21 protein-coding genes and 1 tRNA gene are annotated in these 23,421 nt (G+C 50.2%); 13 read left to right on the forward strand and 9 right to left on the reverse strand.

Features of this window, described 5'->3' with window-relative positions:
- The first annotated feature begins 8 nt into the window (after positions 1-8).
- Entirely contained in the window at positions 9-527 is a 519-nt protein-coding gene (locus ABJG22_RS09235) for a 2'-5' RNA ligase family protein (protein WP_348019940.1), read from the forward strand.
- On the opposite strand, the gene ABJG22_RS09240 is transcribed toward ABJG22_RS09235, so the two are convergent.
- Positions 524-1,759 carry an FAD-dependent oxidoreductase gene (locus ABJG22_RS09240; protein ID WP_348019941.1) on the reverse strand — a complete coding sequence of 412 codons (1,236 nt, stop codon included), beginning with the start codon at positions 1,757-1,759 and terminating at the stop codon, positions 524-526. The genes ABJG22_RS09235 and ABJG22_RS09240 overlap by 4 nt on opposite strands.
- A 176-nt stretch (positions 1,760-1,935) precedes the next feature.
- On the opposite strand from ABJG22_RS09240, the gene ABJG22_RS09245 reads away from it, so the two are divergent.
- A tRNA-Met gene (locus ABJG22_RS09245) sits at positions 1,936-2,012 on the forward strand.
- A 352-nt stretch (positions 2,013-2,364) separates the two neighbouring features.
- Positions 2,365-2,730 carry a hypothetical protein gene (locus tag ABJG22_RS09250; RefSeq protein ID WP_348019942.1) on the forward strand — a complete coding sequence of 122 codons (366 nt, stop codon included), beginning with the start codon at positions 2,365-2,367 and terminating at the stop codon, positions 2,728-2,730.
- Between the two features lie 296 nt (positions 2,731-3,026).
- Here ABJG22_RS09250 and ABJG22_RS09255 read toward each other — a convergent pair whose 3' ends face one another.
- Entirely contained in the window at positions 3,027-3,389 is a 363-nt protein-coding gene (locus tag ABJG22_RS09255) for a hypothetical protein (RefSeq protein WP_348019943.1), read from the reverse strand.
- A 402-nt stretch (positions 3,390-3,791) separates the two neighbouring features.
- Here ABJG22_RS09255 and ABJG22_RS09260 point away from each other — a divergent pair, with 402 nt between their 5' ends.
- Together ABJG22_RS09260 and ABJG22_RS09265 are read left to right on the forward strand one after the other, a co-directional pair.
- On the forward strand, positions 3,792-4,148 hold the full coding sequence (locus tag ABJG22_RS09260; protein WP_348019944.1) for a hypothetical protein: 357 nt from the start codon (positions 3,792-3,794) through the stop codon (positions 4,146-4,148).
- A 41-nt stretch (positions 4,149-4,189) separates the two neighbouring features.
- Positions 4,190-4,555: a hypothetical protein gene (locus tag ABJG22_RS09265; protein WP_348019945.1), complete on the forward strand. Its 366-nt coding sequence runs from the start codon at positions 4,190-4,192 to the stop codon at positions 4,553-4,555.
- A gap of 329 nt (positions 4,556-4,884) precedes the next feature.
- On the opposite strand, the gene ABJG22_RS09270 is transcribed toward ABJG22_RS09265, so the two are convergent.
- From ABJG22_RS09270 to ABJG22_RS09280, 3 genes are all read right to left on the reverse strand, one after another.
- Positions 4,885-7,059, reverse strand: a complete 2,175-nt coding sequence (locus ABJG22_RS09270) for a penicillin acylase family protein (protein ID WP_348019946.1) — start codon at positions 7,057-7,059, stop codon at positions 4,885-4,887.
- Positions 7,060-7,665: 606 nt separating this feature from the next.
- On the reverse strand, positions 7,666-8,310 hold the full coding sequence (locus ABJG22_RS09275) for a class II aldolase/adducin family protein (RefSeq protein ID WP_348019947.1): 645 nt from the start codon (positions 8,308-8,310) through the stop codon (positions 7,666-7,668).
- Positions 8,310-9,230 carry a sugar kinase gene (locus ABJG22_RS09280; protein WP_348019948.1) on the reverse strand — a complete coding sequence of 307 codons (921 nt, stop codon included), beginning with the start codon at positions 9,228-9,230 and terminating at the stop codon, positions 8,310-8,312. Before ABJG22_RS09280 ends, ABJG22_RS09275 begins: the two co-directional genes overlap by 1 nt.
- 99 nt (positions 9,231-9,329) lie before the next feature.
- On the opposite strand from ABJG22_RS09280, the gene ABJG22_RS09285 reads away from it, so the two are divergent.
- The 6 genes from ABJG22_RS09285 to trxB all read left to right on the forward strand — a co-directional run bounded on the left by ABJG22_RS09285 (position 9,330) and on the right by trxB (position 17,608).
- Positions 9,330-10,556 (forward strand): aminotransferase class III-fold pyridoxal phosphate-dependent enzyme, encoded by a 1,227-nt coding sequence (locus ABJG22_RS09285; protein ID WP_348019949.1) that lies wholly within the window; start codon positions 9,330-9,332, stop codon positions 10,554-10,556.
- A gap of 178 nt (positions 10,557-10,734) precedes the next feature.
- A complete protein-coding gene (locus ABJG22_RS09290; RefSeq protein ID WP_348019950.1) occupies positions 10,735-11,340 on the forward strand; it encodes a TetR/AcrR family transcriptional regulator in 606 nt (201 codons plus the stop codon).
- Between the two features lie 91 nt (positions 11,341-11,431).
- The gene (locus ABJG22_RS09295) at positions 11,432-12,817 is read left to right on the forward strand and encodes a GH1 family beta-glucosidase (RefSeq protein ID WP_348019951.1); all 1,386 of its coding nucleotides are present in this window, start codon (positions 11,432-11,434) and stop codon (positions 12,815-12,817) included.
- Positions 12,818-14,200 carry an MFS transporter gene (locus ABJG22_RS09300; RefSeq protein WP_348019952.1) on the forward strand — a complete coding sequence of 461 codons (1,383 nt, stop codon included), beginning with the start codon at positions 12,818-12,820 and terminating at the stop codon, positions 14,198-14,200.
- 300 nt (positions 14,201-14,500) lie between these two features.
- A complete protein-coding gene (locus ABJG22_RS09305) occupies positions 14,501-16,471 on the forward strand; it encodes a sulfatase-like hydrolase/transferase (RefSeq protein ID WP_348019953.1) in 1,971 nt (656 codons plus the stop codon).
- A 171-nt stretch (positions 16,472-16,642) separates the two neighbouring features.
- The gene (gene trxB / locus ABJG22_RS09310) at positions 16,643-17,608 is read left to right on the forward strand and encodes a thioredoxin-disulfide reductase (RefSeq protein WP_348019954.1); all 966 of its coding nucleotides are present in this window, start codon (positions 16,643-16,645) and stop codon (positions 17,606-17,608) included.
- Here trxB and ABJG22_RS09315 read toward each other — a convergent pair whose 3' ends face one another.
- The 4 genes from ABJG22_RS09315 to ABJG22_RS09330 are packed head-to-tail and all read right to left on the reverse strand — an operon-like array spanning position 17,609 to position 20,487.
- Positions 17,609-18,442 carry a hydrolase 1, exosortase A system-associated gene (locus ABJG22_RS09315; protein ID WP_348019955.1) on the reverse strand — a complete coding sequence of 278 codons (834 nt, stop codon included), beginning with the start codon at positions 18,440-18,442 and terminating at the stop codon, positions 17,609-17,611.
- Complete coding sequence (locus ABJG22_RS09320) at positions 18,427-19,071, reverse strand: hypothetical protein (RefSeq protein ID WP_348019956.1); 645 nt, start codon at positions 19,069-19,071, stop codon at positions 18,427-18,429. Before ABJG22_RS09320 ends, ABJG22_RS09315 begins: the two co-directional genes overlap by 16 nt.
- A 59-nt stretch (positions 19,072-19,130) precedes the next feature.
- The gene (locus ABJG22_RS09325; RefSeq protein ID WP_348019957.1) at positions 19,131-19,403 is read right to left on the reverse strand and encodes a phosphopantetheine-binding protein; all 273 of its coding nucleotides are present in this window, start codon (positions 19,401-19,403) and stop codon (positions 19,131-19,133) included.
- A gap of 34 nt (positions 19,404-19,437) precedes the next feature.
- A complete protein-coding gene (locus tag ABJG22_RS09330; protein WP_348019958.1) occupies positions 19,438-20,487 on the reverse strand; it encodes a GNAT family N-acetyltransferase in 1,050 nt (349 codons plus the stop codon).
- 32 nt (positions 20,488-20,519) lie between these two features.
- Here ABJG22_RS09330 and ABJG22_RS09335 point away from each other — a divergent pair, with 32 nt between their 5' ends.
- Both ABJG22_RS09335 and ABJG22_RS09340 read left to right on the forward strand, forming a co-directional pair.
- Positions 20,520-22,064, forward strand: a complete 1,545-nt coding sequence (locus ABJG22_RS09335) for an acyl-CoA ligase (AMP-forming), exosortase A system-associated (protein ID WP_348019959.1) — start codon at positions 20,520-20,522, stop codon at positions 22,062-22,064.
- Positions 22,061-23,296 (forward strand): pyridoxal-dependent decarboxylase, exosortase A system-associated, encoded by a 1,236-nt coding sequence (locus ABJG22_RS09340; RefSeq protein WP_348019960.1) that lies wholly within the window; start codon positions 22,061-22,063, stop codon positions 23,294-23,296. The genes ABJG22_RS09335 and ABJG22_RS09340 overlap by 4 nt, the downstream gene beginning before the upstream one ends.
- Positions 23,297-23,421: the final 125 nt, after the last annotated feature.

A 23,421-nucleotide genomic window follows, 5' to 3' on the forward strand; every position in this document is an offset into this window, starting at 1 on the left:
ATGGCATCATGGAGCGCCTGAACAAACCTATCATCATGACGGCGCAAATGGGCAAGGCGGAGTTCGCTTGGGCGGATAGGTTGCGCAAACGTCATTTTCCACCTGAACGGAACTTGATTGCAGCCCATATCACACTGTTCCATCATCTGCCGCCGCAGGCATTGGATGAGATCAAATCTGCTGTCATTGCCTTGACCGGCAGCTTGCCCAAGCCAGATGCAAAACTATCCGGCTTGATTCATCTCGGCAAAGGTGTCGCTTACCAATTGCATTCGCCAGAATTGTTGTCCCTGCGGATGGAACTGGCGGACCGCTTTGCTGGCCTTCTGGTCGCGCAGGATCAGCAAACACCGCGGTTGCACATAACGGTGCAGAATAAGGTCGCTCCCAAAGAGGCACAGAGTCTTCTTGAAGAACTGTCAGCCGACTTTGAACCACGACCTTTCGCAATTCACGGGATCGGGCTGCACTATTATGTTGAAGGCCTCTGGCAAGATATTGGCGCTTGGCCCTTTCGAGGCCGTTAGCGAACGCCGACTTCCTTGATTGGAATCTCGGTATTGACGAGTTCGTCTTTATCGAGGTTCAATCCCTCCACCACGGCTTTGCGGCCTTGAACATAGTCTTTCGTGGCGTTTACACAGTCGAGCGCCACGACCTTACCGTCGCGATAGTAGATCACCGAAAAACTGCGGGAATCTGGATCGCCGCGCACAACATAGCTGTCATGCCCGGTTGAAAGTCCAACGGTTTGCAGTTTCAGATCATATTGGTTCGACCAGAACCAAGGCACTGTATTATATTCGGTTTCTTCACCAAGGATATCAAGCGCAGCCACTTTAGCCTGATCGTTGGCGTTCTGGACCGATTCGAGCCGGATCATCGCACCATCGGCAAAGGGATTGCTGTGGGCAGCGCAATCGCCAATGGCATAAATGTCTGACAAGCTGGTGCGGCAATGTTGGTCTACATCGACGCCATTGCCAGTCGCTGCGCCAGCGGCAACAAGAGGGCCGGTCTCCGGGATAATACCGATGCCGACTATGAACATGTCCGCCTTCAGCATTCGTCCATCGGTGAGTGTGACGGCGGTTGCAATGCCATCGTCACCGGTTTCAAAACCCGCCACGGTCGCTTCCAGCTCTAGCGTGACACCATGATTGCGGTGCTCGGCTTCATAAAAGCGGGAAAGAGCCTCACCAGCGACACGGGAAAGGACCCGGTCCAGCGATTCGACCACCGTCACCTTCTTGTCCAATTTGGTCAGCACAGCGGCAGCCTCCAACCCGATATAACCGCCGCCGACTACAACGACATTTTCGACTTTTGGCAAAGCAGCCATGATTTTGTCGACGTCGGCACGGGACCGGACAGCGTGAATGTTGCGCGCCTGGCTTCCGGGGCAATCGAGCATCCGGGGAGAGCCGCCTGTTGCCCAAATCAGCTTATCAAAGCTGATTTCATCGTCGGATGTCAGGGCGACTGTTTTGCCTAGATGATCGATTCTTGAGACTCTGTGGCCGGTAAGTAAGTCAATATCGCGCTCTGCCCAGAAGCTTTCGGGGCGCAATAAAATGCGTTCGAAAGGTTTCTCGCCCGCTAGATATTCCTTGGATAGGGGCGGGCGTTCATAGGGCGGATATTTTTCGTTTCCGATCAGGCCTATCGAGCCTTCAAACTTCTTTTGGCGTAAAGCGATGGCTGCTTGAGCGCCAGCATGACCAGCCCCAACAATCAATATGTCATAAAATGCGTTCATAATTTCCCTTGATGCCACGTATCGGCCTGAAAAGCGCTGTTAGCGCGGATAGCATCGGCCGCGCAAGTTTTAGTGTATTTCTTGCTAGAGCTTGTTGACCAGACCGGAAGCTGTGATTATAGCGCCGCCGTCCAGAGAGAGTTTCGTGACGATTATGATAATCGCCGGGACCGGTTGGCGGAGTAGCTCAGGTGGTTAGAGCAGTGGAATCATAATCCATGTGTCGGGGGTTCGAGTCCCTCCTCCGCTACCAAACTAACGAGGACATACGAGGGTTTGGTTGGGCTTTCTCAATGTTATCCTATGTGATCAACATTTGAACGAATAACTCATATGTTTCTATGGGTTAGGACATGAGGGCGCGCCGATATTGCACTCACGTCCTACAAATCACTGTCTGTCTATCGATCGCTGACAGGGAGGGGGGTGGGACAGATTGTTTGGGGTCTTGAAACTCATGGGGTCACGAACTCGAATACCAGTATTCAAAAAGGCGCAATAATCCCACCTTTCCACGTGATTGATTGGTTACGGGCCAGATTGACTTAAGATTTGACAGTAACCGGTTAGTCGTTGATTATGTTAGTATAATTGGGAGTCTCAATATGCAAAATGTTCTCAAGTTCTTAGCTGGAGTTTTGATGCTTACCAGCTGGCCGAGCGTAGCAAATGCAGCGGGCCATTGGAACCCGGTGGTTGTTGAGCGGGTCGGCCTCAATCAGCATGGTACCGCCTTTATCACAGTAGACACTAGCACATCAACGGCCACTTCCACGCCCCCGGCCTGCTCAACCAATGGATATTGGCATGTCGCCTTCGACGCCAAAACGGCAACCGGACAAGCGCTGTTATCTATGGCGATATCCGCCAAGCTATCCAAAAATCCGGTCCGCCTAATCGGAAACAATATTTGCGACGCCTATTCAACGATCGAGGGCGTTAACGTACTCGACCTGATCCCAACAAACTAAGAATCCGCGAGCATGATACAACAAATATTGCAATTCAGCCTTTTGCAATGACACTTGGGGGTGAGATCGGAATCGATCGAGATAAATGGTGCCGGTCGCGTTAAATCTACCAAGATTTGCAGGTGCTAGCGCCTCGATGCAGGTGAAGTTTTTTGTCCGCAATGCGGTTGCGGGGCAGAGGTTCGCTGGGATTGGCGATCAAGTGAGCAGCGAGGCGAAGCTTCCGATCATTCAGCTTGGGTGATCTGGTAATGGGTAGAGAAGTGTAGTTGTAATTTTACGCATTTGGTAAACTGTCACCGTAATTTGAAGTTCTTCAATTCTTCAAAGTCTTGGGCGTTCCAATCTAAGTCTGGATCGTCATCAGGATCCGGTTTGTACATAGCCCTCACTTTTTCAAATGTCGTTTCTATTAACTGCGATCTATCTGAAACAATCTGAGATACGCTAGAGTCAAGAAAACCTGTGTCGGATAGATATAGGAATGTATGCGCGATTACCGTTCTCACAATATCGGTTGGATATTTGCTAAGAAACTTATCGTATAAATCAAACATTTCACTGTAATATTGATCAGATTCGACAGAATTCCCCTCTAAAACAAGTGATTTGTGGGAAGACACAAAATATTCCAAAGTTTCTGTAACAATAAGTTTCATAATTTTATCATTTATGGCTTCCGCCGCTTTGACTTTTTTTGTGGAGAATTGCGTATTCTTGTAGTTCCATCATCGTATACAGATCGTAAATCTGAGTTAAGCCGTGCTTGCGCTATTAGAGTATGATGGCCTTTAAGGTCCTACCTATTTTACAGTTATTGACATCCTATATCATTGGTGACAGCATCATAAATTCGATAGGGTTTAAATGATATATGACAATGTGTGGCACAATCATAAAGAGTCTTTGTTGTATCTCAAACCAAGATGATGGCCTTGAGATCGCTTGCGAATATGATGCGGCGAGCAATCGGACGCGAACGGTGGCAACGGACTTTTTGTAATCCCGGCCAAGCAAGGGACGACCTACCGGCCATATTTAAATAAATAGGGGAGGGTGGAATGCAAAAATATATTACATCATTATTGGTTATAGCGACATTGTTAGCTTCTTCCGGAGTTAACGCAGCAGCATGGTGCCAGGGCAATATTACGAATATTGTAGTCCACAATAATGGAGCAGTAAATATCTATTCGACATGGCGCTCTGCGTGGACGGTTATTTGCAATGTTAAAACGGAATGGAAGGATGTTCCTTCAGAAGTTTGTTTCACTTGGTTTTCGATCGCCAACACGTCCATTGTAGAAAACAAAACAGCCGTGGCTTATTATCCAGCAATAGAGCAGGCCGATTGTGCAACGATGGACCTAAACACTTCTGCGCCCGGCCCGGGATATCTAAGGTTGAACCAATATTGATCATCAGAAATCATGGAATTATGCACCGAAAGGAAGTTCTTATGAAGAAAAATATCTCGAAAATTACTTCGATAGCCTTAGCATCATTACTATTCACGAGTGCGGCCCATGCGGCTGGTGGCACGACGAGTGACGTTGTTCCTACATCAGTTGAGATTGTTCGCAATGATGGTTTTATGGTTTTTGGCGAATTCGGTAATCCTGCGGCGACGCCATGCACTACAGATAATGCAATCTGGGTTCCTATAAGTCATCCACAATATGAAGGGCTATTATCGACGGCAATAACCGCCGTTGCGGGGCAGCTGAAGTTGAAAGCCTATGTTCACACTTGCACGGCAATTGGCTGGCACGGTGGTACTTGGAATACGGTTGAACCTTCTGGGGTATTATATATTTCAAGATGAGGGATGCGGGCGTTAGAACGTAATTACAGATAATGTAATTGTTGAGAATGGAAATAGTGAATAGATGATGGTGAGTTGGGATGACGGGTGCATCAGCCCGTGGCCTTTCTCCGGAATCTGAGTGACAGTTTATCAAATACACAAAGGTAAAGTCACATTGCTCCACCAGGAATGGTACGCATCAATATGATCTAAGTTCACCGCCACTGTCGCTCCGTCAATAGTGATCAAACGATTCCGCGAATTCCTCCGAATTTAGTCTGAAAGGCTAGCGTTTGCTCTGGGCGCAGAAGCGGATATTAGCCTAATAGCGTCGTAAGTTTTCACGCTTACTCTTTTTGGTTAAGTTTTCCCGGTCGATAGTCGGCTGAAGCTTGCGCGAGCAAATCTTCCAAGGTCATCGCTGGCGTTTTGAACTTCTCTTGCGAGAACAACATGGATTGGTCGGCGTAGTGGGGGGAGTTTTCGTCTTGTGTGGCTGAGCCAAATTGGTGGATGGTCTGAATATTCGCTACCCCATTTGTATCCCAATCGACATAGAGAATATAGCTGTCTCCCGCAATTGCGGCGAGTGAACCGTCTTTGGGGTTCTCAATCGAATAAATCGCGCGGAGGACATCAGGTCCGCCGGTTAGCGGCAAGTCAACTTTGCCACGTTTTAGCCGGTTTACTTCACCCCACGTCGGATCGATTCTGTCAAAGCCCTGCTCATACTCAGCGATCGCCTGACGCAGCGCCTTAACGGGGTCGGTTTCCTCCGGTCCTTCGTCGTTAATCTGTATGCCTTTGGCAATTTGGCCAGTGCGAATGGCCAACCCAGCTGCGCGTTGATCGATATTTGTGCTGCCATCCCAACTCGCGAACAATGCGAGCGCTTTTTCAAATTCGATCTTGTCCTTTATGTTTGGGTTTTCCGCAAGTTTACGGAGAAATATGCGTAGTCTTGAATCTTCCGCATAGCGGTTATCCATCTTGTAGCGCAAAAATTCCTCACCGCTGATCGGTGTGTCCCCGCCATAAAGCGCTTGTGCGCGCAGACCGCGATTGGTGGTCACGTCAGATATCCCGTAATGGGGCGGAAAATCCGCACGTTTGGGTTTGTCGGGATCACCCGTCGATTCAAACGGCGTGTGATTGGCATTGACAACATAGCCGGTTGACGGGTTGCTTACGATCGGTGCAGCCGAACCAAAAGGACGTATGCCTTTCCAGACCAAATCACTCCGGTCACCCGGCACGGCTATACTCCAATCCCAACCGGCAGCCCTATCAGGCACCTGGGCATTGTAATAATAGCCGATGTTGCCTTCCTTGTCGGCATAGACGAAATTGAAGCTTGGAATGCCTTGTATCTGCATTGCCGCTAACCACTCCTGCTTGTTGGTCGCCTTGTTCATCTTGTACCATTGTTCAATCGCTTTGATATTCCGGTCTCCGGCGAAGGAAGCCGCAAAAAAACCTTTCGGCGTATCGAAAACAGGTCCGTGGACAGAGCGGCGGATGATCTGTTTGGAAGGAAAACTGAATGGACCCCATAGCTTTACACGGATGGTGATTTCTTCCATTTCGAAATCAAGCCATTTTCCGTCCATCATATATTGCGTCGGACCTTTTTCATCGTTTACCTTCAGCTTGAAGAAATCGACCAGGTCGGGTTTGTTGACGGTAATCGCCCAGCCAAGATCAGGACTGGTTCCGTGCGATATAAAGGGTGTTCCGGGGAACATGCCGCCAATCATATCCCAACCTTCTTCCGATTTGAGCCGTGCTTCATACCAAGCGGCTGGTCCCAAAAAGGGTTGATGTGAATTTACCATCAAACGGGTATGTCCATCGGTGGAGCGCGACGGCGCAACGGCGATGCCATTGGATCCGGGAACGATACGGCGATCAAGCTTCATGTAATTCTCGCGCGCTCTAAAGGCAGTCTCAGTTAGTTCTATATCGCCGTCAAACAGTTTCGTTAGCTGTTGATCAAGGCCATAGTAGAACGGCGTACGGGCTACAAAACCGGCAATAATATCTTGCGGTGTTAGGGGAGCAAACCCGGGTTCGCAGCGCCCTTCCATTTCTGCGCAATAAAGATTGATTCCAGCGGAATAGGCCTCCAATATCGCACGCGTATCGGAAGAAAGGTCGGTTTTATATTTCTCGTTCGCCACTTTGCGGGCCTGAATCGCAGCAACTAAATAGTCTGTAATGGCTCCTTCTTCACCGGTTGCCAGACCCATTTCACCGCGCGTGAAACTACGACCTTCTTGTAAGTTCGTGATATCATCTTCAGCCTGTGCATAGGCAAGCCCAAAGGCGACATCTGCATCGCGCTTGCCATATATATGCGGCACACCATATTTGTCGCGGATGATGCGAGCATCATAAGCCTTGGCTGCCTCAATTGCTGCCTCTTCATCAAAATTCTGTGGACCCGGAGTCCACAGCCAGAAAGCAAGACTGCCAAGCAACAAAACAAGTAATAGGCCAAAAATTTTGAAAAAGCGCTTCACGACATAACTCTCCAACAGATAAAACCGAAGACTCGTACGCATCACTATCTTATCTTGTCAAAAAAGCTAGTTTTAACTATCTATACCAATTTTGCGGGGGTTTTTATGTGTAAATCTTGAGTGACAAGGATGTATCAGTTGTGAAAGGCCCACAGGCGACGTTATTTGGTCAAGGCGCGCGAGTTGGCGGCGTTAATTTTGTCCAAAATCGCGCATCAACGGATGCAGCCCGTTTTGAATATGGCAATGTCAATTCGCCGCGCGGTTTAATATTCTCGGCTTCATCAAAAACAAGCTGCATAATATCAACCAGATGATGCCAAGCACTCCACAAAGTGAATAACACATCTGCTTCAAATCATCTGACGACGGACACGCATGCGCAAATGGGCCCATGATGCGAGATCGAAGTTTTTTAACGGAAAAAATGTGCCGGTGCGATTATCATAATCGCACCGAATGCCCCATATTATGGCTCTTTTATGCGAGCTCTTTCCCTGCAAGAGGGAATGTCTTGCGGACCAGTGTCGGCGAGTCCATGAAAAGCGATATTGTGAGCTTCGGCTCCGAAGAAAGCCAGCTGGGCGTGAAATGGTCGGAGTTGGTCTAACTCTTTTGTTGTCCATAGGACATGAAACGCTGAAGCACTTCGCTGATCTCTGTATCGGAAAGCAGTTGCGGACCACCTATTGCAAGCGTGCCATAATAATAGGAGGCCTGCACTTCGATTTCGTTGGCAATCATCAATGCCATTGACAAGTTAGAAGCGACCGCGATCTGTCCGTGATTGGCCATCAAGCAAGCAAAACGCCCGTCCAGCGTTTCAATAATATGGCTGGCAAGTTCAGCAGAACCAAAAGATGCATAGGGTGCCAGCCGGATTTCGCCATCGCCGCTAACCGCCGTCATATAATGCAAGGGCGGAATACTCTTTTGGGCACAGGCAAGCGTTGTAGCAAAGCGGGAATGGCAATGCACAATAGCATTAACATCGGGGCGCTTCATGAGGCCCGTATGCATCTGCCATTCACTCGAAGGTTTAATCTTGCCTTCATAATGGCCATCCAGCGATATCAGCACGATTGTTTCGGGCGATAATTTTTGCGGAGGAATGCCCGACGGTGTGATCAACAAGCCGTCACCGCATCGTACAGAAGCATTACCCGCCGTGCCATGATTAAGGCCCTGACGATCCATTTCCTGCATGACGTCAACAAGTTCAGTGCGTAATTTTAACTCTGCATCATCCATTATATGGATTCCATTGTCTCAAGTACCTGGTCAATTCCTTTTAGCGCACCCAATGTTCCTGCACCCTGCGCCACAAACGAGGCTGTCGCTATGCCGCATTCTGCAGCTTTCTTCATGTTCATATCTCGAACAAGTCCGCAAATCAGTCCCGCACAAAAGGAGTCTCCGCAGCTGGTCGTATCAACCGGCGTAATCTTATAGGCTGGGAATCGAGTGATTTCACCGTCGATTAATCCAATCACCCCTTCAGCACCCAATTTAATAAACACATGCTTTGCACCCATGGTTACAAATTGCCGCAACGCATCTTGCATGGCGATATCGCCCAATAAGACCGCAACCTCGGCGCGGCTGGGCATGAAGACGTCGATATACGGCAAAAACTGCTTCAGCACATCCAGCGTATTTGGCTGTGGCGCAATCAGATCACACGTCACGGTGACCCCGGCTTGTTGCAAAGAGGCGAGTGCCTGCACTGTATCATCGCTTGACAGCATCGGGAAGCTGACCCCGGCAAAATGAAAAACCTTAGCCGAACGCGCTGCAGCCAACGCCTCCGGCGTCAAGGTTGTCATTACGCTGGCACCCAACATATGGAAATTAGGGCGCTCACCGTCGGATCTGATCGGCAGCACCGTTGTTGAGGTCCGCATCGTTGGATTTTTGGCCAGATGTTCGATATCCACGCCGGCATCTGACAACAACAAACTTACAATGCGGCCATTTACATCTTCTCCAATGGCAGAGATTAGCGCGGTATCCAGCCCGAGCTTTGCTGCAATAGCCGCCGTGCCGCCTGCTGTACCAGCAGGAGCCAGCGAGATATCTTCAACCATTTCGGCCTGCTCGAGTAATGGCAAAGCATCTACCGGGCGGACCAAAATATCTAATGTTGTCAGTCCAATACATGCTAAATCCACGACCGAAAGCTCCCTTGGTCAAATAACTATATCAAGACACTTGTAATGCCCTACACATAAATTATAGTAAATGCTATAATATTTGGAAGGAAGAGAAAAATGAGTGGTGCAAATGACCAGGCTTTGAGAGCACGTGCAGAACGCGTCATCCCGGCTGGCATGTATGGTCATCAGTCTACAAATTTCCTTCCGCCCAATGCGCCGCAATTTTTTGCAAAAGCCAAAGGCTCCTACCTTTGGGATTATGACGACAAAAAGTATCTTGATTTCATGTCAGGCTATGGCCCCAATCTGTTTGGCTATTGTAACGATGAAGTAGATACGGCCTACAAGGAACAGATGGACCGTATTGACGTTGCCACTGGGCCAACCGGTTTGATGGTCGAGCTGGCCGAGGCATTTTGCAATCGTGTGACCCATGCCGACTGGGCAGCCTTTTGCAAAAATGGCACGGATGCAACCTCAATGGCTTTGATGACCGCGCGTGCGCACGCCGACAAACGTAAAGTCCTGATTGCTAGCGGTGCCTATCATGGCGCAGCCAACTGGTGTACACCTTTTCCTTCTGGTACGCTTCCGGAAGAGCGGGCGCATTTCATCTATTATCAATATAATGATGCGGAAAGCTTGCACGCGGCGGCAGCCGAAGCCGGCGACGATCTTGCCGGCATATTTGCCTCTCCTTTCAAACATGATGTTCTTGTCGACCAAGAGCTACCGGATTTGGAATATGCCAAGGCAGCCCGTGAAATATGCAACGAAAAAAATGCGCTTTTGATTGTCGATGATATTCGCGGCGGATTTCGTATCGAACGCGATTGTAGTTGGCATGCTATGGGCATTGAGCCCGATCTTTCAAGCTGGGGCAAAGCAATCGCCAACGGTCATCCGCTATCATGCTTGTTGGGGTCCGAACGGGCTAGGGAAGCTTTCAAGAAACTCTATGTGACTGGCTCGTTCTGGTTTTCTGGCGCGGTCATGGCGGCATCGCTCAAAACTCTCGAACTGATCGATAGCACAGATTACCTGGAACATACGATAATGCTCGGCGATCAGCTTCGTTCCGGGCTGTCCAAGGTCGCCGCAAATTACGAGTTGAATATCAGTCAAACCGGGCCATCACAAATGCCGTTGATCATGTTTAACGACGACGAAGGCAATCGGGACATGACGATCGGTGGCGCTTTTGCGGATGGCATGATCAAGCGCGGTGTCTATTTTCATCCATTCCACAATATGTTCATCAATGCAGCAATGACAGAGAAAGATATCGCTCTTGCGGTTGAAACTGCCGATGAGGTGGTAAAAGATATTCGAAGTGCCTGAGCAACCTTCAAGTTTTGTCGCCTAGCGCCCCAGCCATATTTGTGCGACATGGGTATATGATATTGAAGCGCTGAAACAAGCTGAAACAAACTGTCACCTAGTTGCTGTCTCTTTCCGTTAAAAAGCGTCAAATACAATATCATTTCTGTGTCTACTCTCGCGGGGAATAAAAGTAATAATGGGCAATGAACAAAAATTTCAGGTGAGAAACCGGCCTACGCAAAAAAGAGCGCAGGAAACTTTCGATCTTATTTTGCATACTGCCGCTTTGTTGCTTGAAGAAGTTGGCTTCGATAAGCTCAACACCAATTTGATATGCAAGCATGCGAATATTACGCCACCCGCACTTTACCGATATTTTTCGAACAAATATTCGATATTGGAAGAGCTTGGTCGCACCTTGATGGATGTGCAAAACCAGTCCTCTTTCCGGTGGATGGAAGAATATCGGAACCAACCGTTAGAGGATGAAGACTTGGCTCAATTGTTGCGTGAACAATATGTCATCACAAAAGAGTTTCACGGAGCCAAATGGATCATGCGGTCATTGCGTTCGGTACCCAAGCTAGCCCAGGTTCGATTTGATTCGCATGCGCTGATGAATGGTGAGTTCACACGCTGGTACTCTGAGAAATTGCCCGATATCGATCCGAAAATCATCGAACGCCGAGTACGGGTAACCAATGAAGCGGGCTACGCGTTGATCGAAATGTTGCTCGATGGTGACCATGATGATGCAGATGAGGTTTTTGCCGATGCTGCCATTATGTTCACAGCTTTTTAGACACACATTTTCCGTTCTCATTTGGCAGGCTTCTGCTTGACGTAAAAATAATAGCTATTACTATCTATCTTCTGAGAAGGAGGCCATTTTTGTGTCCAATAAAGTTGATCCATCTAGATTTACAAAAGACTTTGTCTGGGGTGCGGCAACTGCAGCTTATCAGATTGAAGGCGCGGTAGATAAAGACGGCAAAGGGCCGTCGATATGGGACAGCTTCACAACTAATCCGGATAACATCGCGGATGGCACAGATGGGATTATCGCATGTGGTCATTATGATCGACTGGAGCAGGATCTTGATCTGATTGCGGAGCTCGGGCTCACTGCTTATAGATTCTCTATTGCGTGGTCACGCATCTTTCCGGACGGTAAAGGCGCGGTAAATCAGGCCGGCTTGGATTTTTACGGCCGGCTGATCGACGGGTTGCTGGCGCGCGGTGTGCGGCCTTTTCCTACTCTATTCCACTGGGACATGCCGCAGGCTCTTTATGATGAAAATGGCGGCTTTATGGCGCGCGATACCGCCTATTATTTCGCCGATTATGCCGAAACCGTTGTGCGCGCTCTAGGCGACCGGGTAAAAAGCTGGATTACTCTGAATGAGCCATGGGAACATACGTTCATGGGGCATTTGGAGGGCGTACATGCACCCGGGGTCACCCGGTTCGACATGTATATGCCGCTCATGCATCATCAGCTTTTGGGGCATGGTTTGGCATTGGAACGCATCCGCGCTGCGACGCCAGATGCCGAAGCGGGTGTTACGCTTAGCCTGACACCAATGCATCCGGATACGGATAGCGATAAAGACCGTGCGGCGGCCCGGCGGCTGAATGAATTTTTGAACTTCGTCACGCTCGATCCGCTGTTTAAGAGCCAATATCCGGGGGAGCTGACCGAACGCTTCGCGCCCTTCCCAGCAGATATACGCGATGGCGATATGGACATTATTTCGGCAAAGGTCGATTTTGTCGGCATCAACACCTATCAGCGCGCCTTTGCAAAACACGATGACGCGACGCCGCTATTGCAGGCAAGCGAAGCGCGAGGTGAAGAGCCACGGCAGACCGAATTTTATAAAGACGGCACGCTGCATAGTACGATGGGCTGGGAAGTATATCCGGACTCGCTTGGCGAGGTGCTGGGTTGGATACGCAATGACTATGGTAATCCTACCGTCTACATGACTGAAAACGGCATCGCGCTTGATGATCATGTCGTGGACGGCAGGGTGGAAGACCCGCTACGAGCCCAATATCTGGAAGACCATATTGCGCAAATTCAATCAGCTCAGGCAAGCGGCAGCGATATTCGCGGCTATTTCGTCTGGACATTGATGGACAATTTTGAATGGGCGGCAGGTTGTGAGAAACGTTTTGGCCTGATCCATACCAATTATGACGACTTGACCCGTATGATAAAGGCCAGCGGATACTGGTATCGCGATTTCATCGCAGCGGTGCAAAAAGGCTCTTAGATGGGCGAATTGCCGCTCAAGCAAAAGCTAATTTATGCAACCGGAAATCTCGGCATTGCGCTGATTACCGGACTGCATATGCTGCATCTGGTTTATTTTTTTCTGCCGCCAAAAGATGCTGGGCTGCCTTACCTGATTCCGCAAAGCAGCCTCTTTTTGGGACTTACGGCATTGGGTCTCGTCATTGCGACCACCAGAATGCTCGACGCGGTGTTGGACCCCGTTGTTGCCAATTATAGCGACCGTCTAAATCACCGGCTCGGGCGGCGAATTCCGTTGATGCGCTGGGCGATCATACCCTTCGCGGTTTGCCACGTGCTGGTTTTCATATTGCCGGTAAATGACGACATCAGCATGATCAACATTGCGTGGCTTTTGGCATTGCTGTCGGCTAGCGCGCTGTTTTTCACCGCTTATGCCATCCCCTTCTACTCGCTGATGGTCGACCTCGCCAAATCGAGCGACGACAAGGTGGATCTGGGAACGATCAGCAGCGCATTCTGGTTTGTAGGTTTTCTGTCCGTCCATTTCGCCCCGTGGGGCTGGATCATACTTGCCGAAGCGCTGAGTATATCCACCGCGCTCAGCATACAGATTATCTTTGCCGGCATTGCTTTGCTCGGTACGCTGTGTCTTGCGCTCCCTGCTTTCCTGATCCGCGAAGATCAGATTGAATCAGCAGCGACAAAGAGCACCAAAGCACCGCTGATCGCGTCTTTAAAACATGTCCTTAAAAACCATAACTTCCGCTATTATCTCGGCGCTAACACCCTCTACACCATAGCGACCAGCATCTATGAGGCCGGACTGATTTATTATATAACCGTTCTTGCCCGGCAGGAAGCTCAGGTACAGGGATATCTTGCGCTTGTTATAGGGATGTTGACGCTGGCGAGCTATCCGCTGGTGAATATCGCTGCCAAGAGGCAGGGGAAAAAACGACTGTTACAGATCAGCCTATTTTTGTTCGCTGGTGCCTTTGCCGTGACCAGCCTGTTCGGAATTTTTGAAGGCAGTTTCCTGATCCTGGTCGGCATATTGGTGATCATTTCACCCTTTGCGCAGGCATCATTCGGCATATTGCCTCAGGTGATGACATCGGATTGTGCCGCCTATGACACCAGCAAATCGGACGAGGATCATGCCGGCATGTATATGGCAGCCAACGGCTTTTTTGCAAAAGTCGGCCGCAGCATCGGAGCGATATTCCTGACCTCTTTCTTGCTGTTCGGCAAGGATATTGGAGATGATATGGGGATCCGTGTGGCGGCGGCCTTTGGCGGGGTTGTATCAATCATCGGTGCGATCATTCTTGCAAAATATGATGAGCGGGAAATACTCACGTATATGGACACACATAGCAGGCAGGATGCTGCGCAATGACCTTTTTGAGCGTATCATACAAGTCGCGGACACCTATGTTTCGCACAAAGAACCCGCAAAAATGGCGTGGAGCTGGGGCGAGTCCTTCCTCCGCTACCAAATAACAGCATCAATCGATGATGAAGCGCAGTGCATATTCGATTGGCCTTTGGCTACAAGAGTTCTGCTTCATTTCTCCCGAAATTTGCACTTCGCGGTTAAACCCGCTTTAACCGGTATTTAACTGCAAATTGCTACCAATTTCCGTTCGCAGTTTCGTGGCTCAGGCTGCTTGGTTTTTATGTGTTGGGAGCGCAAATTGTGCGTAAAAATGCCAATCAAAAGTGGCTTTCTAGCAAAATCAGCCTGCTGACCGCAGCCGTTGTGGTTCTTGCCCTATGCTTAGTTGAACTGCTTCTCATTGACCGGAAATATGGTATTTTTACGGGCGGTTTTGGCCAATCTCAGGCTCTAGTCTGGATTTGGGAACGGTTGCTGTTTGCAGCAGGTTACCTATCCGCAATGCTGCTGATTTCTGCGATCTTATGGTGGTTTGTGTACAAATTAACCCGCTATCATGGATCGTGGCCACCGGTGTTTCTCTTCGCGACCTTGGGCGGTGGAGCATTTTGTCTTCTGCTCTTTCTGCAATATCAACTGCATAGCTATTTTAGCGACGCATTGAGCTTTAGCCTGCTCAAAAACTTGGGCGGCGGCAGCTTTTCCGATGCGCTATTGTTCGCAACGAACGAGATTGCATTGGCCTTCGGGTTCTTGTTGATCGCTGTAACCGGGATATGGATTGTCTATAGACTGTTGCAGCGGTTTTTTCCTCCGGTGGTTCGCGATGATCACGCCGCAGTTCAGAAAAGATATATCATTCCCATATTTCTGACCACAATCTTGCTGGTTTGGGTTGTGCCATTGTTTTCGGTCAATGTGAGCAATGGTCTGGAGCGGAGTCTTTCTTGGCGCACTATCGTCTCTGCCGCCAACCTGAGTACTGATTTTGATCGCGACGGATATGGTTTGGTTTCGCGACTGCGAGACCGTCATCCTTTCGATTCTCGACTACATCCACTGGCTTTGGATGTACCCGGAAATGGTATTGATGAAGATGGCTTCGGCGGAGATTTGGTCATCTTGCCGGTTGCTTCACAGAAACCGAATATGCCCATCGAAGGACCGAAGAAACATCTGATAGTCATCATATTGGAAAGTGCCCGTTTCGACCTTTTGGATGCTCGCGTGGACGGCAAAGAGGTCGCACCTAACCTTGCGGCGATTGCGCGCGAAGGGAGTGTGATTGCTCCAACTTATAGCCATACGGGATTTACGACGGCTTCTTTAAAGGCGTTATTTACGGGTTCCATAGCGCCGCCCAAAGATACGCCCTCTCTCTTCCGGGAACTGAAGCAAAGCGGTTATGAAATCGGTATATTCTCTGGTCAGCCCGAAGATTTTGGAGGTATTTCCGAAACCGTTGGTATGCGGGCAAATGCAGATGTCTTTGTTGATGGCACCAGCCTGAAGGAATTGCGTGCGTTCAATAGTGCCGCGCAAGGTTCGATCTTGGTCGATGAGAAGTATCTGTTGGATGCCTATGCTGAGGCCAATGTCGGAGTGAAGACCTGGCAAAATCCGCAGATGCTATATTTCAATTTTCAGTCCCCGCATTTTCCATATCATCATGATGGTATGCCGGCGGCGCTTGTAGAAAAGCCCTTGAACCGGTCGGAAATTAATGAATCCAATGCGGCGGCGGTCCAGAAGACATATTGGAATGCCATTGCCTATGCCGACAAGCGGCTCGGGGAATTGGCCGATGACCTGAAAGAGCGAGATGTTTGGAAGGACAGCATTGTCGTCATTACCGGTGACCATGGTGAAGATCTGTTTGAAGATGGGTTTCTTGGCCATGGGCATAAGATTAATCGACGGCAATATGGTACGTTCTTTGTCACCAACCAGCCGGGTATAACGCTTGAATCCCCAATCGGCCTGAGTGACTATCGCGGCATCATTCTTTCAATGTTGAACGGTCAGATTCCAAAAGAAAAATCCGAACCGGTGTTGATGCTGGTTGGAGGTCTGGATAGCCCGACACAGATCGGGATGGCCTATGGCAAGGACCAGCTTCTGACGTTGCGTCTGGATACAGGCATAGCCTGTAGCGGTTTAGACCAGCGGCAATGTGTACAGTATCCGGACGCCGAGGGATCAATGAAGCGAGAATTGGATATTCTGGTTCGCTTGTGGGGAACCACCCGCTGGCAAGCGAGCAATTCGTAGAATTGCGCGCGATAATATTTCTTACAAATTGACCTGAAATTGAGGGCTCTCAAAAGGGGCTATCACCGCCCAAAAATATTCTTCGCGTGTTTTGGATGTGATAGCTCTTGCCTAGCGGCGTTGAGCATCCCTATTTGCATTCAACAGAATCATCGTCATCGGGAATGAAATATGGCTGAAACGCATCGCACAAAAATGCTCATCTTGGGTTCGGGACCGGCTGGTTTGTCAGCTGCTATCTACGGCGCCCGTGCGGGACTGGAGCCGATTGTCGTTCAGGGACTGCAACCAGGTGGTCAGTTGACCATTACCACCGACGTGGAAAACTATCCGGGATTCCGTGACGTCATCCAGGGGCCATGGCTCATGGAAGAAATGCAGGCACAGGCCGAGAAAGTAGGCACGCGGACTATTTTCGATACGATCGTAGATGTAGATTTCTCCCAACGTCCCTTTCGGATGACAGGCGATGGCGGCGACATCTATGAAGGCGACACGCTGGTGATCGCAACCGGTGCGCAGGCCAAATGGCTGGGCCTTCCGGGTGAAGAGGAACTATCAGGGAAGGGCGTTTCGGCTTGCGCGACCTGCGATGGTTTTTTCTATCGTGGGAAGAAAGTCGCGGTAATCGGTGGCGGCAATACTGCGGTTGAAGAAGCACTCTATATGACCAACCATAGCGATGATGTGACGCTGATCCATCGTCGTGACAGCCTCCGTGCCGAGAAAATTCTGCAGGATCGCCTTTTTGCCAATCCGAAAATTTCTGTGCTGTGGAACAACAATGTTGAAACCTTTGTTGGCGGCGGTGACCCGGAAGGTTTGGTTGGATTGGATCTTGTCGATACGCAGACCGGTGAAAAGAGTCATCTGGCGGTTGATGGTGCCTTTGTTGCCATTGGACATGCTCCTGCAACTGAGATTTTCAAAGGCCATCTCGATCTAATCGACGGCGGTTATATACAGGTAGAACCAGGCACGCCAAAAACCGCAATTCCAGGCCTGTTTGCTTGCGGCGATGTCATGGATCATATCTATCGTCAGGCCGTGACCGCTGCAGGTACAGGTTGTATGGCGGCGCTCGATGCAGAGCGCTTTCTGGCCGAACAGGAATTCGAATCGGGCGCGGCGGAATAGTCAGGCTGACTGTAACGCGTCCAATAATCTTTCGGTGAGCCAGTCTTTGGCTGATACATCAGCAAAGCTATGGGATGCACTATCAAGAGATTCGACGGTGATATCGGGTTTCTGGCGCAACGTGCCAAAATCAGAACTGTTCCAAGCTGCTAGAAAAGCGCGCGCCGTCGTGTCGCGTTTGGCAAGTAGAATATGGGCTTTCCCGTCCAACCCGGACAGGCTATCGCGCAATCGCAGCGACAAGGCGCTATTGTCTTCTGATTGAGAGGCCTGTTTGAGGCCTTTTAGCAGTTTTTTGAAATCAATTTTGCCAGACAGCAGATCAACAATGGTTCGCGGGTTTCTGATGCGGTCCCAGTAGCGCGCTCGGATGGCTGCGGATGAGATGGTTGGTTCTTTTATATCTGTCTCGTTGCTGGTTTCGATCACCCAGGGATTGGCCAATATATGTCCATCAATTCCGGCATTCGTTCCGAATAGCGCGAGGGCCGTTGCGGCATCGCAATTGCCAAAGGCAATGACCGTTTTTACCTGGGACTGATGTTGTCGGAGAAATGTGGCGGCAGCGGAAATGTCTGCGGAACTGCTGAGAAACTCGCAGTTTTTTCCCGTGGATTCGCCGATCCCGCGCCGGTCATAGCGAAGCACTGGAAAACCCTGTTCCGAAATTCGTGTGGCCAATTGGGCCATACCGCTATGAGCCCCTGAACGAATTTCATTGCCGCCACTAACGATCAGCAGGGCGGTAGAGCTTGTTCCGGAATCTAGGGTTGCCGCTAGCATGTCGCCTTCACAGGCTATCTGGTGAAAGCGCCGCGTCATTGGATCATCCATTCGGCAATATCCTGTGCGATAGCGGAGGACATCGCCAGATCATCGTCCGGTTCGGCGCGTAGCCATAGAGCAGATCCAGGGATTTGGGCGTCACTGGGCTTATTATCAGTTTCGAGGCGGACGATCCGCTGATTTTGAAATTCCGGTATCGCTGCGCCGTTCATTTCGGCAAATAGTTTGGAACCGATGATATTGCCGGCCAGTTCAAGCGATCCGGTTTCGGCTTGCGTCGTCAGATCAGCTAGGCTTGTATTCGATCCGGCTTCGCGCTCTGCGGCAACCTTGGTCCGCATCATGGTCCGCAACAACGTCGCACCTTTAACAGGAGTGAATATCCAATGATGGGTCGACTGCATTCCTGCAACCGCCAAAACGCCCCCGCGAAAGGAAGCAATATGAGAAATCTCATGTTGTTGTGCGCAAGATTCTAGGGCTTTTTGCCAGCTGACCAGCGTGGCATCATTCGGGGCAACCAAGCTTTCGTTGGCGCCCGGTAGATCTGGCAGGAAACTAGCGATTTCAACGCTAGCAAGCGCCCGCATGACGTCGATCAGCATCTTGCGCATGCGATTCATTTCGTCAAATAAAGGCGGGATAAGCAGGACACGGTGAGAGGATTTGGGCGCCATGCATAAGCAAAGCTCTTTGCGATCCGCAAATTCGTAAGAGACGAATGCGGGGGTCAGGGTCACTCCGTGACTTTCATCTCGGCAAAGGCAACCAGATTGCCAAAAGTTTCGAAAAGCTCACCGTCAACTTCATCATCATCAATCATGATGTCGAGGCGGTCTTCCAATTCGGTAAGCAGCCCGGCAACAGCCATACTGTCCAACTCCGGAAGTGCGCCGAAAAGCTCGGTTTCCTCTGTGAATTCCGCGACCAATTCTTCGCTCAGGCCCAAAATATCCTGCATCACGGCTCGCACTGCGGCTTCTGGTGTCAACTCGACCTTATTCTGCATCAAAAACCCTCGAATCCCGATTGTCGGCGTTTCCCTAAAGCGAAGGGCGCTTTCCGGCAAGGCCCGAGGCATAGTGCCGCAAAATAGATAGCCAAGACAGCGGATTGTTTGGCCAATAGAACTCTAGTCGATAGCGGTCCCGGACGTCTTCCATCCATTCGCGTTTATAGCCGTCATTGCCGGTTCCAAAGTCTATCAGGTCAACATGATCAACATCGATCGCATGTTGAAACATGGCAACCGACAGCAAGGTTCCAGGTGACGATTTTGTCGCGTCTTCAACATGGGCCAGCTTGTGGATCAGAGCTTCGCCATTTTCTACGGTCCAAAACTGGGCTGCGACCGGTTTTCCATCAATATAGGCGAGACCCAGACGCATACATCCCGCTGCCGCTTCTTGTTGCGCCAGCTTCTTTAGGAAATCGGGATTGCCTTCTTCGGGTTTCCAGCTGCGCTCGTAAACGGATATATAGTCATCCCAATCCTCATCAGAAAATTGTTGTTCTATCCGAATAGATACCAGATTTTTCTTAGCCTTGCGACGAACGGTATTGCGCAATTGGCCGGGGCGTTCCGCCCAATATTGGTCGAAAGGACGACCGTTGACGTTGAGGATATGATTGTCGTCCGCCTTTGTTTTGAAAACAACCCATCCCGCTTGCTCAAACGCTCTTTGCATGAGGCTCGCGGAAGAATCTTCATCGGGGACGGGTGAAATTTCGATATGATGAGATTTGGATTTCAGCTTTGTCGCCAGTTTGGCGAGCAACGCCAATTTGGTCACTTCGTCATATTCACCAGAGAAAATCGGGCGAAAGGTGAAATTATACCAATTGGCCAGAGCGCTATGTCGGCCAAGGCCTGTTTTCATCAAGAATAGCCATGCTTCCGCATCGCCTTCGTTACTTTGGACAATTAGGGGGGATTTGTTGGGTAAGCACAGTTCGTGCAATTGTCGCAGCCATTCGATCCGATCGAACAGGGACTTTTGGACCGATCGACCCAGATTTTCTTCAGCTATAGCTTGCACAGACTGAAAATTGCTATGATATTCGCTCGTCATGGCTAATGTCGTGTTTGTCACAAATTTGCTCTTTTTCCTATAGGTCAACGCAATTGAATATTGAGCCCAAAACTGCTGCATTTCCGTTAGATCACCTCGCGATAGGTGAAAACCCGAATGCTGATGCGCTCATGACGCGTTCTGGGCGTCTTAGCTATAAGATGTTAAATCATCGTGTTGGTTTGTTGGCTGCATGGTTGCTGGGGCAGGGCGCTGCCAAAGGGGACCGGGTGGCAACATGGCTGCCAAAGACAGAACTGGCTTGTGTCATGCCGCTGGCAGCGGCGCGAGCCGGTTTGCTCCATGTGCCGATCAATCCACTACTCAAGCAGGCGCAGGTTGCGCATATCGTGGCGGATAGCGGGGCTAAGCTGTTGATCAGCAACGCCGGGCGCCTGAGAACATTGGCTGATAGCGAGATCAGTAGCGATTGTGTCTTGTTCGAAGACAAGATTGTTGCGAACGAATTGGAAACGATCGCAACACCTATGGAGCCCGCAGCGGCCACTACTGATGTCAATGATCTCGTCGCGATATTATATACTAGTGGCTCAACGGGGCGGCCCAAAGGGGTCATGCTTAGTCACGCAAATCTGTCGCTTGGCGCGCGTAGTGTTGCAGACTATCTGAAACTTTCTGCCGATGATCGCACGATATGCGTCTTGCCATTGAGTTTTGACTATGGGCAGAATCAACTGCTTTCGACGTGGGCCGCAGGCGGATGCGCGGTCCCGCTCGATTATCTGACGCCGCGCGATGTTTTGAAGGTCTGTGCACGCGAAAAAATTACGACATTGGCCGCAGTACCGCCGCTTTGGGTGCAATTGGTGGAGCATGAATGGCCAGTGGATGCGGTCGCATCTATGCGGCGGCTGACCAATAGCGGCGGCGCGCTTACTCGGACATTGGTCAAACAATTGCGTACGATATTTGGCCCTGAAACTGATATTTACGCGATGTATGGGCTGACGGAGGCTTTTCGGTCCACCTATCTTGAACCCAGTCTGATCGATGCCAACCCAACGAGCATGGGTACGGCCATTCCATATGCGGAAATATTGGTGGTGGATGAAGATGGCACCTTAGCGGGGCCTGATAAAGCCGGTGAACTGGTTCATTGTGGGCCATTGGTGGCGCAGGGCTATTGGAATGACCCTGAACGCACCGCGCAGCGATTTAAAGCCGCACCGGAAGCATCGGAATATGGCGGCACTGCGGTTTATTCCGGCGATACCGTGAAGCGGAACCGAGATGGGCTGCTCTATTTTATTGGCCGGGATGATTCGATGATTAAAAGCTCTGGCAATCGGATCAGTCCTACAGAGATTGAAGAAGCGGCGGTTCAATCAGGATTTATCGCGGAGGCGGCGGCCTTGGGTGTTCCGGATGAACGCCTGGGCCATGCGATCCGATTATTTGCCAGACCGATTGAACTTGGTTCGGAAACGGATGCGATTGCCGAGCGGTTGGCAAAATATTTGAAGCAGAATTTACCGAATTTTATGCACCCTCGGGATATTATCCTGCTTTCTGAATTTCCCAAAAACCCCAATGGAAAACTGGACCGGAACGCATTGGCCAGCATGGATGTTGAATGATTAAGACCAAACCCACCGGGCCGATCCCATCTGGATATGCAGCAATTGATGGCGAACTCGCCGTTGGTGGACAGAAAGCGAGCGTGCTGGTTTCGGAAAATGGGTCACCGCTTTTCGTCTATTCGCGCGGCTGTCTGGATGCACGCATGGCGCAATTGCGGACGGCTATGCCCGATGGATTGGATTTGCATTATGCGATGAAAGCCAATCCTTTCCAGCCGGTGCTCCGTCATATGGTCGGTCTGGCAGATGGTATTGATATTGCGTCCGGCGGTGAACTAACGATGGCGTTGGAGGCGGGCGCCACGCCGGACCATGTTAGTTTTGCCGGACCGGGCAAACGGGACGCGGAACTGGAGCAGGCGATCCAGGCCGGTGTGACGATTAATCTTGAATCGCCCAGTGAATGCGAACGAGCTCTGCGTATCGGTGCTGCCTGTGACAAAAGGCCGCGATTGGCCATTCGCGTGAATCCTGATTTTGATCTCAAAGGGTCGGGGATGAAAATGGGCGGCGGTGCCAAGCCATTCGGTATGGATATAGAATTGGTCGCGCCAACGGTGAAACGAATTTTAGACGCCGGTGCAAATTGGCGTGGTTTTCATATATTCGCTGGGTCACAGGCGTTGAACGCAGACGCTATTATCGAGACGCAAGCCCAGACACTGGATCTCGCAGCGCGTTTGGCGGCGGCCATTGGTCAGTCGCCGGAACACGTCAATCTTGGTGGTGGCTTCGGTATTCCCTATTTCCCCGGCGATGTGTCGTTGGATGTCGATAAGGTTGGGAAAGCCTTGTCAAAACAACTTGCGCAATTGCCAGAGATATTATCCTCAACCCGCTTTGCGATCGAACTGGGCCGTTATCTCGTGGGTGAAGCGGGTGTTTATCTGACCGAAATTGTTGATCGCAAGGAAAGCCAAGGGCAGACCTTTTTGGTCACCGACGGCGGTTTGCACCATCAACTCGCGGCAAGCGGCAATTTCGGAACCGTGGTGAGGCGGAACTATCCTGCTGCCATCGCCAGCAGGTTCGAAGAGGAAGCAGTAGAGACGGCATCCATTGTCGGTTGCCTCTGCACCCCGCTCGATCGTTTGAGCGACAACGCAGCCATGCCCAAGGCGGATGTCGGCGACATCGTTGTAATTTTCTGCGCTGGCGCCTATGGGGCCTCCGCAAGCCCAGCCAACTTCCTTGGTCAGGGACCGGCAAAAGAGATATTGGTAGATTAGTCTGAATGTTGTTGGCCGCAGTCAAAGCAACAATGAAATTATTAGTAAATTCAACTAATCCTAACGCTATGTTCACTATTATCTCGCTATAGCCATCTCGTGACTTTGCGCTAATTGCCCGTTTT

The sequence above is a fragment of the Parasphingorhabdus sp. genome (assembly GCF_039939955.1).
Lineage (GTDB): Bacteria > Pseudomonadota > Alphaproteobacteria > Sphingomonadales > Sphingomonadaceae > Parasphingorhabdus.

Excerpts from the sequence above, each read along its gene's own strand:
- ABJG22_RS09235 (WP_348019940.1), top strand. The coding sequence starts at position 9 with ATGGAGCGCCTGAACAAACCTATCATCATGACGGCGCAAATGGGCAAG.
- trxB (WP_348019954.1), top strand. The coding sequence starts at position 16,643 with ATGGCTGAAACGCATCGCACAAAAATGCTCATCTTGGGTTCGGGACCG.
- ABJG22_RS09250 (WP_348019942.1), top strand. The coding sequence starts at position 2,365 with ATGCAAAATGTTCTCAAGTTCTTAGCTGGAGTTTTGATGCTTACCAGC.
- ABJG22_RS09285 (WP_348019949.1), top strand. The coding sequence starts at position 9,330 with ATGAGTGGTGCAAATGACCAGGCTTTGAGAGCACGTGCAGAACGCGTC.
- ABJG22_RS09300 (WP_348019952.1), top strand. The coding sequence starts at position 12,818 with ATGGGCGAATTGCCGCTCAAGCAAAAGCTAATTTATGCAACCGGAAAT.
- ABJG22_RS09320 (WP_348019956.1), bottom strand. The coding sequence starts at position 19,071 with ATGGCGCCCAAATCCTCTCACCGTGTCCTGCTTATCCCGCCTTTATTT.
- ABJG22_RS09325 (WP_348019957.1), bottom strand. The coding sequence starts at position 19,403 with ATGCAGAATAAGGTCGAGTTGACACCAGAAGCCGCAGTGCGAGCCGTG.
- ABJG22_RS09290 (WP_348019950.1), top strand. The coding sequence starts at position 10,735 with ATGGGCAATGAACAAAAATTTCAGGTGAGAAACCGGCCTACGCAAAAA.
- ABJG22_RS09265 (WP_348019945.1), top strand. The coding sequence starts at position 4,190 with ATGAAGAAAAATATCTCGAAAATTACTTCGATAGCCTTAGCATCATTA.
- ABJG22_RS09315 (WP_348019955.1), bottom strand. The coding sequence starts at position 18,442 with ATGGATGATCCAATGACGCGGCGCTTTCACCAGATAGCCTGTGAAGGC.
- ABJG22_RS09255 (WP_348019943.1), bottom strand. The coding sequence starts at position 3,389 with ATGAAACTTATTGTTACAGAAACTTTGGAATATTTTGTGTCTTCCCAC.
- ABJG22_RS09260 (WP_348019944.1), top strand. The coding sequence starts at position 3,792 with ATGCAAAAATATATTACATCATTATTGGTTATAGCGACATTGTTAGCT.
- ABJG22_RS09275 (WP_348019947.1), bottom strand. The coding sequence starts at position 8,310 with ATGGATGATGCAGAGTTAAAATTACGCACTGAACTTGTTGACGTCATG.
- ABJG22_RS09340 (WP_348019960.1), top strand. The coding sequence starts at position 22,061 with ATGATTAAGACCAAACCCACCGGGCCGATCCCATCTGGATATGCAGCA.
- ABJG22_RS09240 (WP_348019941.1), bottom strand. The coding sequence starts at position 1,759 with ATGAACGCATTTTATGACATATTGATTGTTGGGGCTGGTCATGCTGGC.